The sequence below is a fragment of the Roseofilum sp. Guam genome (genome assembly GCF_017746735.1).
GTDB classification, from domain to species: domain Bacteria; phylum Cyanobacteriota; class Cyanobacteriia; order Cyanobacteriales; family Desertifilaceae; genus Roseofilum; species Roseofilum reptotaenium.
On sequence record NZ_JAGHZN010000009.1, the window covers coordinates 79,541 to 96,407 of the forward strand.

At 45.6% G+C, this 16,867-nt stretch carries 18 protein-coding genes; 8 read left to right on the plus strand and 10 right to left on the minus strand.

Translation table 11 applies throughout. From position 1 onward, the window contains the following. Positions 1-19: 19 nt before the first annotated feature. Both J7529_RS04650 and rpsT read right to left on the minus strand, forming a co-directional pair. Positions 20-802, minus strand: a complete 783-nt coding sequence (locus J7529_RS04650) for a TatD family hydrolase (RefSeq protein WP_318728024.1) — start codon at positions 800-802, stop codon at positions 20-22. Between the two features lie 226 nt (positions 803-1,028). Further along, positions 1,029-1,328 (minus strand): 30S ribosomal protein S20, encoded by a 300-nt coding sequence (rpsT, locus tag J7529_RS04655; protein ID WP_271936720.1) that lies wholly within the window; start codon positions 1,326-1,328, stop codon positions 1,029-1,031. Between the two features lie 236 nt (positions 1,329-1,564). On the opposite strand from rpsT, the gene hisD reads away from it, so the two are divergent. After that, positions 1,565-2,872 carry a histidinol dehydrogenase gene (gene hisD, locus J7529_RS04660; RefSeq protein ID WP_318728025.1) on the plus strand — a complete coding sequence of 436 codons (1,308 nt, stop codon included), beginning with the start codon at positions 1,565-1,567 and terminating at the stop codon, positions 2,870-2,872. A 6-nt stretch (positions 2,873-2,878) separates the two neighbouring features. Further along, entirely contained in the window at positions 2,879-4,051 is a 1,173-nt protein-coding gene (locus tag J7529_RS04665; protein ID WP_318728026.1) for a class I SAM-dependent methyltransferase, read from the plus strand. Positions 4,052-4,178: 127 nt separating this feature from the next. Here J7529_RS04665 and J7529_RS04670 read toward each other — a convergent pair whose 3' ends face one another. The 3 genes from J7529_RS04670 to J7529_RS04680 form a co-directional block, all read right to left on the minus strand. Beyond that, positions 4,179-4,469, minus strand: coding sequence for a DUF4090 family protein (locus J7529_RS04670; protein WP_271936714.1), 291 nt, complete (start codon positions 4,467-4,469; stop codon positions 4,179-4,181). A gap of 153 nt (positions 4,470-4,622) precedes the next feature. After that, positions 4,623-5,666 carry a DUF2325 domain-containing protein gene (locus tag J7529_RS04675; RefSeq protein ID WP_318728027.1) on the minus strand — a complete coding sequence of 348 codons (1,044 nt, stop codon included), beginning with the start codon at positions 5,664-5,666 and terminating at the stop codon, positions 4,623-4,625. Between the two features lie 99 nt (positions 5,667-5,765). Continuing rightward, a complete protein-coding gene (locus tag J7529_RS04680) occupies positions 5,766-5,942 on the minus strand; it encodes a hypothetical protein (protein ID WP_318728028.1) in 177 nt (58 codons plus the stop codon). Between J7529_RS04680 and J7529_RS04685 the strand changes: the two genes are divergently transcribed. The 3 genes from J7529_RS04685 to glgA all read left to right on the plus strand — a co-directional run bounded on the left by J7529_RS04685 (position 5,941) and on the right by glgA (position 10,079). Next, the gene (locus J7529_RS04685; RefSeq protein WP_318728029.1) at positions 5,941-7,119 is read left to right on the plus strand and encodes an aldo/keto reductase; all 1,179 of its coding nucleotides are present in this window, start codon (positions 5,941-5,943) and stop codon (positions 7,117-7,119) included. The genes J7529_RS04680 and J7529_RS04685 overlap by 2 nt on opposite strands. 125 nt (positions 7,120-7,244) lie before the next feature. Further along, positions 7,245-8,366, plus strand: coding sequence for a recombinase RecA (recA, locus tag J7529_RS04690; RefSeq protein ID WP_318728030.1), 1,122 nt, complete (start codon positions 7,245-7,247; stop codon positions 8,364-8,366). Between the two features lie 237 nt (positions 8,367-8,603). Then, on the plus strand, positions 8,604-10,079 hold the full coding sequence (gene glgA, locus J7529_RS04695) for a glycogen synthase GlgA (RefSeq protein WP_271936707.1): 1,476 nt from the start codon (positions 8,604-8,606) through the stop codon (positions 10,077-10,079). Between the two features lie 195 nt (positions 10,080-10,274). On the opposite strand, the gene J7529_RS04700 is transcribed toward glgA, so the two are convergent. The 4 genes from J7529_RS04700 to J7529_RS04715 form a co-directional block, all read right to left on the minus strand. Continuing rightward, positions 10,275-10,496 (minus strand): DUF4327 family protein, encoded by a 222-nt coding sequence (locus J7529_RS04700; protein WP_271936706.1) that lies wholly within the window; start codon positions 10,494-10,496, stop codon positions 10,275-10,277. A gap of 129 nt (positions 10,497-10,625) precedes the next feature. Next, complete coding sequence (locus tag J7529_RS04705; RefSeq protein ID WP_318728031.1) at positions 10,626-11,567, minus strand: ribonuclease Z; 942 nt, start codon at positions 11,565-11,567, stop codon at positions 10,626-10,628. A gap of 83 nt (positions 11,568-11,650) precedes the next feature. After that, positions 11,651-12,058 (minus strand): GFA family protein, encoded by a 408-nt coding sequence (locus tag J7529_RS04710; RefSeq protein ID WP_318728032.1) that lies wholly within the window; start codon positions 12,056-12,058, stop codon positions 11,651-11,653. A gap of 98 nt (positions 12,059-12,156) precedes the next feature. After that, entirely contained in the window at positions 12,157-12,816 is a 660-nt protein-coding gene (locus tag J7529_RS04715) for a peroxiredoxin-like family protein (protein WP_318728033.1), read from the minus strand. Between the two features lie 221 nt (positions 12,817-13,037). On the opposite strand from J7529_RS04715, the gene J7529_RS04720 reads away from it, so the two are divergent. Next, positions 13,038-14,414 (plus strand): serine/threonine protein kinase, encoded by a 1,377-nt coding sequence (locus tag J7529_RS04720; RefSeq protein ID WP_318728034.1) that lies wholly within the window; start codon positions 13,038-13,040, stop codon positions 14,412-14,414. A gap of 22 nt (positions 14,415-14,436) precedes the next feature. Here J7529_RS04720 and J7529_RS04725 read toward each other — a convergent pair whose 3' ends face one another. Next, on the minus strand, positions 14,437-15,084 hold the full coding sequence (locus tag J7529_RS04725) for a Uma2 family endonuclease (protein ID WP_318728035.1): 648 nt from the start codon (positions 15,082-15,084) through the stop codon (positions 14,437-14,439). 404 nt (positions 15,085-15,488) lie between these two features. On the opposite strand from J7529_RS04725, the gene J7529_RS04730 reads away from it, so the two are divergent. Beyond that, positions 15,489-15,614: a hypothetical protein gene (locus J7529_RS04730; protein ID WP_271944540.1), complete on the plus strand. Its 126-nt coding sequence runs from the start codon at positions 15,489-15,491 to the stop codon at positions 15,612-15,614. 44 nt (positions 15,615-15,658) lie between these two features. After that, entirely contained in the window at positions 15,659-16,684 is a 1,026-nt protein-coding gene (locus J7529_RS04735) for an ABC transporter permease (protein ID WP_318728036.1), read from the plus strand. The last annotated feature ends 183 nt before the right edge of the window (positions 16,685-16,867 follow it).

The following is a 16,867-nucleotide window of genomic DNA, read 5'->3' on the forward strand; positions in this document are numbered from 1 at the left end:
GATACCCCCATCCCCCCATCTACAACGTGGGCAGTTGAAAGAGGGTTTGGGCGTTTTGGGTAGTTGAGAGTGCTAGGGTTTCTAAGGGGATGTCTCGCAGGGAGGCAATCGCCTCTGCCACATAGCGAACATAAGCCGGTTCATTCCGTTTGCCTCGTTTGGGGACAGGAGCTAGGAAGGGACAGTCGGTTTCGATCAGGAGGCGATCGCTGGGCACCATTTGACAGGATTCTTGAATTTGAGTGGCTTTTTTAAAGGTGACTGTGCCACTAAAGCTAATATAAAACCCTAGGTCTAAAAACCATTGGGTTTCTTCTGGTGTTCCTCCCCAACAATGCATCACCCCTTTGAGTTCTCCATGGGTTTGGTAAAATTTTCTCAGGTATTCAGCTAAGGGGGCTGCTGCATCCCGACAGTGAATAATCACGGGTAAATCCAGTTTATAGGCAATTTCCAGTTGCGCCCCTAGGGCCTGCTGTTGTTGCGTTTGGTTACTCGCTTTGTAAAAATCTAAGCCTGTTTCCCCGATCGCCACCACTTTGGGATCGCTTTGGGCTAAATTTAAAATTTGCTCCCCTATTTCTGGAACCCAATCCTGGCTCTCTAGGGGATGGAAACCAACGGCAAAATAGAGTTCCTCATACTGGTGGGCTAAGGTTTGGATACTTTCAAATTCCTTGGGGGTCACACAGGAATGGATCAATTGAACCACTTCGGCTGTAGACCATCGGTTTCTTATATCGTCTCTTTCTTGATTGTACACATCAAAATTGATGTGTACATGGGTATCGATTAACTGCATGATTCTCCCAAATTTCAGGGTTTAACAAGCACTCTCAAGGGTCAGCAATAGCCGAAACCGCTTTACCCAACTCTCGATCATTAACCGAATCCTGGCGATCAGTCCCAAATTTTCAGGAGGACAATCTTGGGCTGATGACCCAGGGGGAAGGAGTTTGGGGTGAATTGACGGTGGGTTAGGAGATGAAGTTACCCCAAACTGACAGGGGATTAGAATGGGAAAGGCTTCAGGAGGCCGCTGGAGTTTCCAGTTTTTTCAGCGCTTTGGCTAGACGGGCTTTACGACGAGACCCAGTGTTCCGGTGAAGTACGCCTCGTTTTACCGATTTATCAATTTTGCTGTACGCTTGATTCATCAGGGTTTGAATTTCCTGCGCTTTTTCTGGGCTAGGGCTGGCGCTTTGCTCTTCAACGGCGGTAAAGAATTTTTTCATCAGAGTCCTTACCGCAGATTTATAGGCTTTGTTCCGGAGACGATTACGTTCAGCAATTTGAACGCGCTTGATAGCAGACTTGATGTTAGGCACGGTGTTTAAACTTGGGGTAACAGTAACAGCATTCGGGATAGACCCGATATTAAGATTAAGTATCAGACATTCGAGTATAGCATTTATTCTGCTCAGTTGGATCTTACCCGACCCGTCAAATCCACGTTAAGCTATAAGATGACGATGACCTGGATTAAGGGGGTGAAACCCTTGGGTTGCTTCTGGAGTCTGGGTTGCGTCAATGGGGAGACTTAACGTGGCAATCAATCTAACCTATGCTGAGAATTATTAGCCAGCGATCTGAAGCAGAAGCAGAATTACGGCGGATTTGCGATCGCACCTTTGATGAGGAAATGGTTCATAAAGAGGCGACGGTTCAGCAGGTGCTGCAAACCGTAAGGCGCAACGGCGACGGGGCCCTTTTGGACTATACGGAAGAGTTTGATGGCCAACGACTCGAGGTGAGTCAGTTGCGCGTCAGTGCCCTGGAATTAGAGGCGGCCTATCAGCAAGTGGATAAACCGTTGTTGGATGCCATTGACTTGGCCAGTCGTCAAATTGAAGCATTTCATCGCCAACGCGCTCCTAAGTCTTGGGTGCATTTTGGGGAACATGAAGTGGTGTTGGGTAAGCATTATACCCCGGTTGACCGAGCGGGAATTTATATTCCGGGAGGACGGGCCGCTTATCCGAGTACAGTGTTGATGAATGCAATCCCAGCTAAGGTTGCCGGTGTCCCCCGAATTGTCATGTGTACGCCACCTGGGTCTAATCAAGGCATTAGTCCAGCCGTGCTGGTCGCTGCTCAGTTGGCTGGGGTGGATGAGATTTATCGGATCGGAGGCGCTCAGGCGATCGCCGCCTTAGCCTATGGTACACAAACAGTTCCCAAGGTAGATTTAATTACGGGGCCGGGAAATATTTATGTGACGCTGGCCAAGAAAATGGTCTATGGGGTCGTGGGAATTGATTCGTTGGCGGGCCCCTCGGAAGTGCTGGTGATTGCCGATAGTGAGGCGAACCCGGTGCATGTGGCCACAGATTTGTTGGCCCAAGCGGAACATGACCCGATGGCGGCGGCAATTTTAATCACGACTGACCGCACGTTAGCCAGACAGGTGGCTACGGAAGTGGAGCAACAGCTCATTAACCATCCGCGACAAATTCTGACGGAAAAGGCGATCGCCCATTATGGGTTAATTGTGGTCGTCGAGTCTTTAGACGAAGCCGTAGAACTCTCTAATTTGTTTGCCCCTGAACATTTAGAACTGGAAGTAGCTGAACCCTGGGATCTGCTGCCTCAAATTCGCCATGCTGGAGCAATTTTCCTCGGCTATTCTACACCAGAAGCGGTGGGAGATTATTTAGCCGGGCCCAATCATACTCTACCGACTTCAGGAGCGGCTCGCTATGCCTCAGCCTTGGGGGTAGAAACCTTTATGAAACATTCAAGCTTAATTCAATATTCCCCCACTGCCTTAAATAAAATGGCCAGCGCCATTATCACTTTGGCTGATGCAGAAGGGTTGCCCTCCCATGCCCATTCTGTACGGGTGAGAACCTCTTCTCCAGAGCAAGATTAGGGCGTTATGAAGGAGCAGAATCATCCCCAGTTGTATCGATGGCTCAAGGATCGAATTAGGCGATCGCCACAGAGCAAAATCACCTTTGCCCAATATATGGAATCGGTGCTATATCACCCTGAATTTGGCTATTACAGTGCCTATCAGACGGAAATTGGCAAATCTGGCGATTACTTCACTTCGGCTAGTCTAGGAGCAGATTTTGCCCAGCTTTTGGCCCGTCAATGGGTGCAAATGTGGCAGATTTTGGGCTGTCCCACTCCCTTTTCAGTGGTAGAAATGGGGGCAGGAACAGGATACATGGCGGCCGATGTCTTAAGGGAGTTAGAAACCTATGATGTCGATTTTTTTCAGAGTCTCGATTATCGGATTGTGGAAAAATCTCCGGGATTAAGGCAGATACAGAAACAAAATTTAGCGCCTTGGTTAGAGGAAAAACCGCGAGTTCATTGGTGCGACTGGGCAGATTTAGATTCGATTCAGGGCTGTTTTTTTTCTAATGAATTAGTCGATGCGTTTCCGGTACATTTAGTCGTGCGTTCTGGGGAGAAGCTGCAAGAAGTGTTTGTTACCCTAGACAATCAAGACAATGTGGTGGAAGTTTTAGGGGAGTTATCTACTCGAAAATTAGCTCAATATTTTGAGCATTTGGGCATTGATTTATGCTCGGATGCCTATCCAGAGGGCTATCGCACGGAAGTGAATTTAGCGATGCTAGACTGGCTAGAGGCGATCGCCAGCCACTTAGATCGCGGTTATGCGATCGCGATTGATTACGGATATACGGCCCAACGATATTATCAACCCGGGCGCACAATGGGAACGCTACAATGTTATACGCGCCACCATCGCCACGATTGCCCCTATATTAATATCGGCTATCAAGATATCACGGCCCACGTTGATTTTACCAGCCTAGAGCAGGAGGGCAAACGCTGGGGACTAGAGCCATTAGGGTTTACAGATCAAGGGTTGTTTTTAATGGCGCTCGGACTCGGCGATCGCCTGGCAGCCTTATCAGAAAGTTCCCTTTCTATTACTGAACTGTTCAGCCGTCGAGATGCCTTACACCAGTTAATCGATCCCCTAGGTTTAGGTGGGTTTAAGGTATTAATCCAGGGGAAGGGATTAAGCGAACAGGAGAAAGGCAACGTGTTAAAAGGTTTAGCCCATCCTTAGATTGGTTTAAACCCTTTGAGATATTTTTGATAGAGTTAAATCGCTACAAAATACCGTACTCAACCCGTTGGACAGATCCTAAAGACTAACCACTGGTTAAAAATATCCCCAATGGGTTCTATAAGATTCAACCCCCGTAATAGAAGCGGATTTCTTTATCCTTTAATGGGGCAAAGTCTGCATCGAGTAACTTTTTATTGAGTTCATCTTGAGGTAAATGCTTGGCTCCAATGCGAACAATGCGCGATCGCATCGTATTACTGACTCCACTGCGTTGGCGATTAGCTTCCAAACCCATAACGTTATGATATAACTCTAACTTGGCTGAGGGAATGGGACTGCCATCTAAATCAATTCCTTGGGCGATCGCCACATCCACTGCATCTGCACCCGTTGTTTTCTGTTCTTCTGAGGCCATTTTTATCATTACCTTCACATTAAAATCAGCTTACAATAGGCCAAAATATAGAGTCAAGCGTTGAGCGCAAGTTTTAGAAGGTTAACTTGTATAGTACGAAGCGCTAGGCAATAGGAAATAATCACCCATTACCAGCGCACAATGCCCTAAAAACTAGGATTTAGTAGAATTATTTAATCGACGAGCTAAAAGTCTTGATTTTAAAGCTATCTCAATTCTTTCCAACACCTTGGTCATCCCTGTTGTATTAATCATTTCTGGGGTAAGCTCGACATTTTGAGCAGCTTGCATAGCTTTTTCCGTTAGAGCATGGCTCGCATAACCCGTAATAATTAAAACTAAATCAGCACTGGCGATATGACTTTCCATTTGTTGAGCCATTTGTAAGCCATCTTGAGCTGTACACCAATTTAAGTCCACCTTAGATGCTCGCAGACGATTCTTGACGGCTGTTGCTAATTTATCATGACCTCCAAATACCACAACTTTCCCCTCCAAAAGCATGTAGGGATTCGGTTGTTTTTCCGATACCCGATGGCGAGTTTTGGGCTGAACATTACGAGGTAATTCTACCCTAGCTCGGTTTTCCATGGCTTTATCGTAGATAAAATTTAGGGTTTGGTCATGGCTGCCTCGCAACCGAGCGACGGGCCCTTCTTTGCTATATAAATTGATTTGATGGATGAGAGCTTCCACCACTTCATCTAGTCCTTGAATGGCTTTGAGGTCTTGAATATAGGGGCGAATGGCAACGGCTGCATCGGTAGCACTATAAAAGTCTTCTTGTTCGGCAATCATATCGAGCAAATCAGCTTTTAATTCTTGCCGCCAGCGATAAGTTTGCTCGGCTAACTGTTCATCGAGTAAGCGTTCTTCATTTAGAATGAGTTGGCGATCGGCCACTTGGGCAGCTAAAATAGGAGCTTCTTCGAGTTGTTGACGTAAATCAGCAGCTTTTTCTTCTAACTTTTGTCGGGTAACACTATCACCTAAACTGAAATTATCAAAGTCAGTGAGGGTTTTTTCTACATCTGCTAATAAAGGTTTCAGTCGTTTTTCAATTTCGGCCACAGCAGATTGAACCTGTTCATCCCGTTGTTGCTCTAAACGGGTGGCTTCAAGTTCAAGTTTAGCTGCTGATAATAAGTCTTGAACTGAGTTTTCTAAATGATCTAATTCTGAGATATCCATATTCATGATCGATTGAAGATAGGTAAACGTTACTGGAGTCTGCCTTAGATGTGTCCAACCTGCGCCGTAAGCATCCAAAAGAGACATTAAGTTTATCTTATGATCTTATCGTTGATTGCGGTCAGACTGGTAAGTTAGCTTTAACTGTTTATGTCTTCTGGCGATCAGTGTTAGGATGACTGGGGAGTGGGTAAAATTTGGAGAAAAGGAGTGTTGGTTCACGATGAAGGCGATCGCTCCATTTTCCCAGACCCTCTGAATCCGATCAACCCCATCAATCATGCAGTATCGACGATTTGGCAGAACCGATCTCCCGATGCCTATCTTCTCCTGTGGAGGAATGCGCTATCAATACAAGTGGCAAGATAAGGCTCTATCGGAGATTCCAGAAGATAATCAGAAAAATCTAGAAGCAACCATTCGCCGTGGCTTAGACCTGGGAATTACCCATATCGAAACGGCTAGGGGATATGGCACATCAGAGCTACAATTGGGTCAGATTTTACCGAAATTGCCCCGCGATCGGTTCATTATCCAAACCAAGGTTTCTCCCAAAGCCGACCCCGAAGTCTTTCGCCAAAACCTTGAAACTTCCCTCCAGAACCTGCAACTCGATACCATCGATCTGTTAGGCATTCACGGAATTAATACTCAAGAGATTATCCATCAAACTGTTCGTCCTGGAGGCTGTTTAGATGTGGCTCGCGAGTACCAAAAACAGGGCAGAATTCGCTTTATTGGCTTCTCTACTCACGGCCCCACGGATATCATTACCCAAGCGATTGAAACGGGTGAATTTGATTATGTAAACCTCCATTGGTACTACATTAATCAACGCAACTGGCCGGCTATTGAAGCGGCTCAAAGGCATGATGTGGGAGTGTTTATCATTAGTCCTTCGGATAAAGGAGGACAACTCTATAAACCGCCGCAAAAACTGGTAGATCTTTGCGCTCCTCTAAGTCCGATGGTGTTTAATGACCTGTTTTGTCTGAGTCATCCCCAAGTCCATACTCTGAGTTTAGGCGCAGCCTGTCCGAGTGATTTTGACGAGCATCTAAAGGTATTATCCCTTTTAGATCGGGCGGATGAAGTCTTAACACCTATTCTGAGTCGTTTGCAAGAAGCGGCGATCGCCACTTTCGGGGAAAATTGGTACAAAACGTGGCATGTTGGCCTGCCGACTCCTGAAGCTACTCCCAACCAGATCAATATTCATACCATTCTCTGGCTCAGGAATCTGGCCCTAGCCTACGATTTAGTCGAGTATGCCAAAATGCGCTATAACCTGCTCGGTAATGGCAGTCACTGGTTTCCCGGCAATAAAGCCCATAACCTCAAGGTTGACCTGGCTCCCTGTTTAGCCAACAGTCCCCATGCCGATATTATTCCCGATCTCCTCCGAGAAGCCGACCAATTGCTGGGTGGGCAAGAGGTCAAGCGCCTATCCCAGTCGTAATCAATTAACACTTCGGCTACACTCAGTGACCCGTTAAAAATTAAAAATTAAAAATCATGTCTGCTTTCGGAGTGAGATTTGTCTACAATAGGAATCAATGATGAACTTTACGTCAACATAAACCTATGCCTGCAAAAACCAGCGAAAATTCCGATAAGCAGAAAGCCCTGAAAGCCGTTCTCACCCAGATTGAGCGTAGTTTTGGTAAAGGTGCAATCATGCGCCTGGGTGATGTGGGGCGCATGAAAGTCGAAACCATTCCTACAGGGGCACTCACCCTAGATTTAGCCCTAGGGGGAGGGTTACCCAAAGGGCGAGTGATTGAAATCTACGGCCCAGAAAGTTCTGGGAAAACCACCTTAGCACTCCATGCCATTTCTGAAGTCCAGAAAGGGGGAGGTGTAGCCGCCTTTGTGGATGCTGAACATGCCCTAGATCCCACCTATGCCTCAGTTTTGGGTGTTGATATTGAAAACTTACTCGTTTCCCAGCCCGATACGGGAGAAATGGCTCTAGAGGTAGTCGATCAGTTGGTGCGATCGGCTGCGGTTGATATTGTAGTCGTAGACTCTGTAGCTGCTTTAGTCCCCCGCTCAGAAATTGAAGGCGATATGGGAGATGCGCCCATGGGTGCCCAAGCGCGGTTGATGAGCCAAGCCATGCGTAAAATCACGGGTAATATTGGCAAATCAGGCTGTACCGTGATCTTTCTCAACCAACTGCGGCAAAAAATTGGTGTCGTTTATGGCAATCCTGAAACCACTACTGGCGGTAATGCCCTCAAGTTCTATGCCTCTGTGCGTCTAGATATTCGCCGTATCCAAACTTTGAAAAAAGGTTCAGAAGAATACGGGATTCGGGCGAAAGTGAAAGTAGCTAAAAACAAGGTTGCTCCTCCCTTCCGGATTGCCGAATTTGATATTATTTTTGGTAAAGGTATCTCCTCTATGGGCTGTCTTTTGGATATTGCCGAAGAGACTGGAGTGATTACCAAAAAAGGCGCTTGGTACAGTAAAGATGGTAATAATATTGGCCAAGGACGAGATAATACCATTCAGTATATGCAGGAGAATCTTCCGTTTACTCAAGGAGTGGAAAATCAGGTACGCCAGAAACTCGATATGGGAGCGGTGGTTTCTGCTAACTCTGTAACCCCAGTCAGTGAGGAGAACGTTAATGGATTGACTAATGGTGGTGATTTACCCGATCTCAACGTTGAGCTTGAAGAGGAGGAGTTAGAATTGTAGCCAACCTACAGTGAGTAGTGTAGGTTGAATTGGTGTTGGGTGTCGTTCCTCAACCCAACCTACACTCTTACGCCCAAAATTAAGCTTGCCAGCCCATTACCCCTCTGCCATTACCTATTACCTATGACCCCATTGGTTTTGGTCACAGCCTGCGGTACTCTAGATCCGGTAAGTCTATCTCAGAATTACTCTTATTTCACGTCCCCTTGACAAGATGTTACAGAACTAATCGCAAACATGAAGATTTTATTTGTTGCCGCAGAAGCAGCACCATTGGCTAAAGTGGGTGGTATGGGTGATGTCGTTGGTGCACTGCCCAAAGTCTTACGAAAAAAGGGTCATGATGTGCGGGTTTTCATGCCCTATTATGGTTTTTTACCGGATAAAATAGATATTCCGGAAGAACCGGTTTGGAAAGGAACAGCAATGTTCCAAGATTTTGAAATTTATCAGGCTTTTTTACCTAAATCTGATGTGCCGCTCTATTTGTTTGGCCATCCTTCTTTTTCGGGGCGCAATGTCTATTTTGGCGAAGATGAAGGATGGAGGTTTACGTTATTTGCGAATGCGGCTGCTGAGTTTGCTTGGAATTATTGGCGACCCAGTATTGTCCATTGCCATGATTGGCACGCGGGCATGTTGCCGGTGTGGTTGCATGAAACACCGGATATTAATACTGTGTTTACGATTCATAATTTGGCCTACCAAGGTCCTTGGCGTTGGTATTTAGACCAGATTACTTGGTGTCCTTGGTATATGGAAGGCCATAATACTATGGCGGCAGCCGTGCAATTTGCTAATAAGGTAACGACGGTTTCGCCAACTTATTCGGAACAGATTAAAACCTCAGAATATGGTGAAAATTTAGAGGGTTTACTTTCTTATGTGAGCGGTAAAAGTATCGGTATTTTGAATGGTATTGATACAGAGAGTTATAATCCACAAACGGACAGATATCTGTATCAGAATTTTAATGCAGATACGTTGGAAAAACGCCCGATAAATAAGGTTTCTTTACAGGAAGAAATTGGATTGGAAGTTAATAAAGGGGCGTTTTTAATTGGGATGGTTACCCGGTTAGTTGAGCAGAAGGGGATCGATCTGGCGCTGCAAATTCTGGATCGGTTTATGGCGTATACGGATGCCCAGTTTGTGTTGTTGGGAACGGGCGATCGCTATTATGAAACGCAAATGTGGGATTTGGCTTCCCGCTATCGAGGACGGGTTTCGGTTCAGTTGCTCTATAATGATGCCCTAGCTCGACGCATTTATGCCGGATGTGATGCGTTCTTGATGCCGTCTCGGTTTGAGCCTTGTGGCATTAGCCAAATGTTAGCGATGCGTTATGGTTGCATTCCCATTGTGCGTCGTACCGGCGGTTTAGTGGATACGGTAAGCTTCCACGATCCGGCGAAAGAGTTAGGAACTGGGTATTGCTTCGATCGCTATGAACCCCTAGATTTGTTTAGCTCTATGATTAAGGCGATGGAAGGCTTCCGATATAAGGAATATTGGAAAAAACTGCAACAGCGAGCGATGCGCCAAAATTATAGTTGGGATCTTTCAGCAGATCAGTATATCAAGATCTATGAGGAAATCTTCCCGGATGCTCCTCCTCCGCCTCCTCCAGCTCCTAAACCACAGGAAGAAGAAGAAACAAAAGAAACGGCAGCAGAAGAACCGAAGCCTTCTGCTGGGAGTACCAGTTTATAGTTTTTTGTTTCCTGAGAACGAAGAGACTCTCTGATGCAATTCAGAAGAGTCTCTTTTTTATGGAGTTAAGGGGAACAGCAGGAGATGTTTTACCCTTTCTGTTGAAAGCTTGTCATTCACCAAAGCTTAAGAAAGGAAAGGGTAAAAGCTGTTTTTCCTTTTCTCTCTTGCTTTTACCCCTTGCCTCAAATCTAGTTAGTCTTCTCTCCAGTCTTCTCTGCCCAGTAAATCAACAATGCGATCGCGCAGTAAATATCCGTGGTTTTCTAATTCTAATTCTACAGATTCCCATTCTCGACTGGGAATATAACGGCACAAACTGTAAATCGGCTGTAACCTCTCGACGGAACCCACATCAACTAAATGACGGGCTTCATCTTTAATCATGGTGATTGAGTATTGCAGAGTTGGCATCATAATCCACACCTTTTATCTTATCGGTACAGGGTCGTAATAACACAGGTTAAGTATAAATACTTGAGTCTTTTGCTTCATTCTCCTATTGTGAGGGATATTGGGTATTTTTCTGCAATCTCTTTATGATTTTTAATGATTGGAGATTTGGCGAGCAATTTCATAACTGAGAAAATCATGGGCCATATCCGTTTCGGGAAAAATTGCCCGTGCTTCAGTTAATAAATCTTCCAGTTGTAGGGCGTTGCCTGGGGCATATCGGGGACTAAAATGGGTGAGCATGAGTTGCTTAACTTTGGCAGCTAGGGCAACTTGAGCGGCCATAGTAGAAGTAGAATGGAGGCGATCGTAGGCGAGTTGGGCATCTTGATGGGCAAAGGTAGATTCATGTACTAGTAAATTAGCATTTTGGGCTAAGTCTACTGCTCCTTCACAAAAGATAGTATCGGTGCAATACACAAAACTTCTGCCCACTTGAGTGGGGCCACAAAGTTTCGCACCGTGAATTTTGCGCCCGTCAGGGAGCGTAATCCATTCTCCTTTTTTCAGCTTGCCATAGAGGGGGCCGGGCGGAATGCCAAGAGACTGAGCGCGAGCAACATCAAAGCGTCCTGGACGGTCTTTTTCTTGCACTCGATAGCCAAAGGCGGGAACTTTATGTTTTAAGGGGCCGCAGATGACGCGATATTCTGCATCTTCATAAATTACACCGGGTTCTACAGTATGCACCTTAACTGGATAGGAAAAGTGGGTTTGGGAATAGCGGATACATCCTTGCAGGTATTCGCTCAGTTTGGGAGGGCCATAAATATCGATTTGTTCCATGCTTCCGGCTAACCCACAACTGGCAAGTAAACCCATCAGGCCAAAGATGTGATCGCCATGCATGTGAGTCACGAAGATTCGCCGAAGTTGGCTAACTTTGAGATCGCTGCGTTGGAATTGGTGCTGAGTCCCTTCTCCGCAGTCAAAGAGCCAGAGTTCAGACTTTTGAGGAAGACGAAGGGCGATCGCCGAAACATTACGCGATCGCGTAGGGACACCGGAGCTAGTTCCAAGAAAAGTTATTTGCACGCTAGGGTATCAGGGGGACTGCTTTCTCTATTTTAATCGAAGAGGTATTCAAGTGGGTTTCATTTCCCTGTAACTTTATCAATTTAATTGTTAATTATTGAAGCCATAAATTCTTCACCGGTTAGTCGTGGATGATCGCCTGCTAAATCATAGAAGTGGGGCTTTTGGTCAATGAAGATTTCTCCGGCCAGCTTGAATTGGGTTGAATCATCAAACGTGCCCATCCAAAGCATATACTGATCTGCCTCTTTCAAACGATAGAAAAGATGAGTCCCACAACGACGACAAAATCCTCGCTCGGCCCATTCTGATGAATCAAATCGACTGATATTTTCCTCTCCTTCAAATGTGACTTGACCAACACTCACAGCAAATGCAGGGCCACCTGTCCATCGTACACAGATGTTGCAGTGACAACTATGAACATCTGTTTCTATCCCTTCGGCCGAGTAGGTAACTGCACCACACTGGCAATGTCCTGTTGCTTTCATGGGAACTCCCTGGAATAAAATTTTCCGCTCTCAAGTCTACCTTTAAAGTGCTACTCACTGGTAACAGTTTATCGGTAATGGGTCAATTGTCTTTTTCTTTAAGATTGCCCATTTTTAAGAGAGCGTAACGTTTTCATAATGTCCCGAGGGTCAAGGCGTTGAGTGTAATCTGCATTGATAAAAGATAGAGCAACTTTACCATCTTGACTAATAATGTAGGTTGCTGGAATAGGTAATTCAAAGGTTTCATCACCATTGTAAGCGGGAAGATCGATGTCAAAGCTTTGATAGAGGACTCGGAGAGATTCTGGTAAGCGAAAGACTAAACCATAGCTCCGAGCGATGGCATTACCGCGATCGCTGAGAACATCAAATGTGAGTTGATTCTGGTCAACTGTGCCGGATGAATGATCAAAGGTTTGAGGTGAAATGGCAACGAGAGTAGTTCCTAGATCTTTTAAGTTGGGAGAGATGCGCTGGAGAGCTTGTAATTCTAAGTTGCAAAACGTACACCATTTCCCTCGATAGAAGGAAATGATCACTGGCCCGACTTTAAGTAACTCACTAAGGGTGATGGTTTTCCCCATTGTATTCGGTAAGGAGAAGTCAGGAGCTAAGTCTCCGTTTTGACAGGCTTGCTCGATAATCCCAGAGTTCTGTAATTCTTCAGTTGCTTCCTTGAATCTGGCTTTAATGCTTGCAGAGAGGTCAGCAAAAACAGCTTGGGATGTCTTATTTAAATGTTCGGTTAAACCCATAAATATCCCTTGATTAACTCACTATCTTGTCTAGAATACTAGATTAAAATTAATCTAGGGTGAGAAATTCTAGAAGTTTTAGGATCGCTGGCTACTCAAATCCCAATAAGCTGCTTTCTTTCTTTCCCTGTCAACGCCCAGCAGGTAGCGCTATAATCTACATTAGGTCTAAATTCAATGAAAAATTTCCCCATTCCCTCATTCACTACTTCCCCCTCCTAATGTTACAACCGGAACAAGTTTTATCGGTTCAATCAACTTCCTCCCAACTTCTAGAGTACCAGTTACACCGGAAATTGGGGCGGACGGCAGCAGGTCGGCAAACTTGGCTGGCAACCGATTTAAGGGTGAATGAACCGGTAACCCTTAAGCTGTTGGCGTTTAATCCCCAGATGCAATGGGATGAGCTGAAGTTGTTTGAGCGGGAAGCGCAGGTTTTGCAAGCGCTCGATCATCCTTGTATTCCTGAATATCGGGATTATTTCTCTTTGGATCAACAGATGGGGGGAGGGGTTCCTTGGTTTGGGTTGGTGCAGGAGTATATCCCAGGGGTGTCGTTGCAGGAGCAGTTGGAGAATGGGGCGCGTTTTTCGGAAGAGGAAGTGAAGGAAATTGCAGCTTCGGTTCTGAAAATTTTAATCTATTTACACCGCCTAAGTCCCCCAGTGCTACATCGCGATATTAAGCCCAGTAATATTATTCTTAGTGAAGATCGGGAAGTATACTTGGTCGATTTTGGTGCGGTACAATCCCAAGCAGCGGTAACTGGAGTAACGTTTACGGTGGTGGGAACGAGTGGTTATGCACCGTTGGAACAGTTTTGGGGACGTGCGGTTGCCGCATCCGATCTGTATGCATTGGGGGCAACGTTGATTCATGTAGCGACTGGGGTTCCTCCGGTGGATCTGCCCCATCGGGAAAATCGCATCCAGTTTCGCGATCGCTCGACACTTAATCCCTATTTAATCACTTGGATCGAGAAAATGACCGATCCAGCCCTAGAGAAGCGGTTTAGCAGTGCCCAGGAAGCTTTCGATCAGCTCTATAACCAACCAGTAGCGATCGAAACAGCCCAGAGTACTAAGTTTCGCCATGTCCCGAAACCGGACAATACACTGATTTATATTTGGCGATCGCCCACTACCTTAAAGTTAGAGGTTCCCTCTAGATTTCAGCGCAATACGTTGAGAACTACTGCCATCGTTCTACTCTGCTTGATGATTATACGATCGCTGTTTATCAGTATTCTCAGTTTGCTTCAGAATCCGATCGTTTTGCTGGTTTGCTTTTTGGCGATTGTTACCCTGATTTTATTATTTTCAGCGACTGAAATTGAAGTGACGTTTGAGAAAAATAGTTTTAAGATTGAAAAGAAAGTTTTGGGTTACAGTTACCTCACTCATACCGGGGTGTCCGAGCAGTTAATGGGGGTATTTATTCATCATGAAAATTCTGCCACGATGGTGAAACTCCATTGCCAAAATCCGACTGGGGAATATACTTATGCGATCGCGGGGGCTTTAAGTCCCAATGAAGCGGCTTGGCTCACCCATGAAATCCAAGACTGGCTCTATTTGGGAATGGAAGATGGGGAATAGGGCATCGGAAAAACGGAATTTTTCATGAAACGATTTTTTCCCGAATGAATTGACGCAAGGTTTCTTCAGCCGCAATCTCGTCCTGCTCTGCTTGCTCTAAAAAGCGATAGAAGTCTTCTTTTTCGACGAGAGGAAAGGTCGGCGATCTCTGACATTCTTGATAAACTGTTCCTTGCAGTTGGTAAATCCGCCATTCTTGCCCATTGTAGCGCCAAAACTCAGGGATTCCTAGCGCCCCATAGAGTTGATTTTTATCAATATCTGTGTGAGTAATATCGACTTCAACCACTAAATCTGGAGGCGGATCTCGCTGTAAATCAACCCTGCGACCCGCAACTTGGGGTTGATTTTGAATATAATAGGCATTGTCCGGTTCTGCACCCCGATCCAAGTCTTGACGAGCTAAAGTTGTAGAGCGCATGGATTTGAGCTTCAATCCCATTGCTGCGACTAACACGCGAATAAATACCCCAATCAACTCAGCGGCAAATTCATGGTCTTCTAGGGGCATAACAAATTCTAGTGTTCCGCGATCGTAAATTAGTCGTACTGCTCGACTTTCCGGTAAGCCCTGGAGAATCTGTTGATAGTTTTCCCAGGCTAATCCATGCAGTGCCAAGCGCTGTTCTCCCAATGTATTTTGTTGATGGGTAGCAATTCCAGAAATCATCCGTACTTACCTTATGTAATGGTGGAAATACCTCCACAATTCCTCATAGTAATCATTGAACATAACATCGAGAATCTGGAATTTTAAAGGACTCAAGACAACATTGATAAGCTCGTGTGGATAGTCATTCTTCTTAGGAGACCAGAAGTTGAAGGTTTTTAGAGAAAGGTGTTCGTTTAAGAAACTACCATCTATAAAAATTCCATCAAGTCCTCGGTGGTTTGAGGGTCCTGAGTAACGTAAAATTAAATCATAGGAAGCTTGGTAAATAGTCTCTGCATCATCACTAGGAATCTCGAAGGTGCGATCTATTTGAGGTTTACCTAATCCCTCCATGACCGAGATAAATAGTCCTGTCTCCATACCAGACCTAAGTATAACCCACATGGATCTGCGGTGGAACGATGGCCGGAAATCGAGTTGTAATTGGTAATCATCCATATCTATTGATCCTGTTGGGTATGCTGCGATCGCCAGAAACTCCCGTCCATGTAGAAATTCTCAGCGATCGCAGTCCCGATCGCCCCTAAAATAGGGACTAATTGAGCAACTATAGTATTAAGTTACCCATTTTATGTCCCGTTCTAAGGCTCTCCAGTATTATATTCTGGCTCGTGTGTTGCTGGCTCCCCTGATGTTGTGGCTGATTGTCACTTTGGTCTTCCTATTATTAAGGGCGACTCCGGGCGATCCGGTGGATGCTATTTATGGGGCCAGAGCGTCCGCAGAAGCGAAGGAACAATTGCGACAACAATTAGGCTTAGATTTGCCTTTGGGGTTGCAATACCTAAATTATTTGGGCCGTTTGTTGCAATTGGATTTGGGGACATCCTTAACCAGTCGCGGACAAACGGTTTGGGATATTATTGGCTTGCATTTTCCGGCAACAATGGAGTTGGCCGTGTGCAGTATGGGGGTGGCGCTGGCGATCGGGATTACGATTGGCACATTGGCAGCTTCACGTCCGAATACACCTTTGGATGTGGGTGCTCGATTGTTTAGCATTATTACTTATTCAGTACCGCCATTTTGGGCGGGGATGCTGTTGCAGTTAATTTTTGCAGTGGAGTTGCAATGGTTTCCTTTGGGAACTCGCTTTGCTCTGGGGGAAACGCCTCCCCAGGGGCCGACGGGACTTTATGTGATGGATAGTATATTAAGTGGGAATTTGGGACAGCTTTGGGTGTCGATTCATCATTTAGCCCTGCCGTCTTTGACGTTAGGGTTGTTGCTCAGTGGGATTTTTGAGCGGATAGTGCGGGTGAATCTACAACAAACTCTGAAGGCGGATTATGTGGAAGCAGCCAAGGCACGGGGAATTCCGGAGTTGAGGATTTTGCTCTCTCATGCCCTGAAAAATGCCTTGATTCCGGTGATTACGATTTTGGGGTTGACGTTAGCGGCGCTGTTGGGGGGAGCTGTGTTGACCGAAGTAACGTTTTCTTGGCCGGGTTTGGGAAATCGATTGTATGAGGCAATTAGCGATCGCGATTACACCACCGTTCAAGGGGTTGTCGTATTCTTCGCTTCTATTGTTGTAATGGCTAGTATTGCGATCGATATTCTCAATGCTTATGTCGATCCGAGGATTCGATATTAAATTGATAAGCTCAGTTAATATCATCAATCAGGATCGTTAAATTAAAAGAGCTTTACAAAACTACACAAAGTTGTTTATATTAGAGATGTGGACGGAAATTAGCCGCCACAGAACCTAGAAAAATAAATAGCCATCATAAAAGCATGACCACAACTCTCCAACAAAGCTCCAACGCGAGCGCTT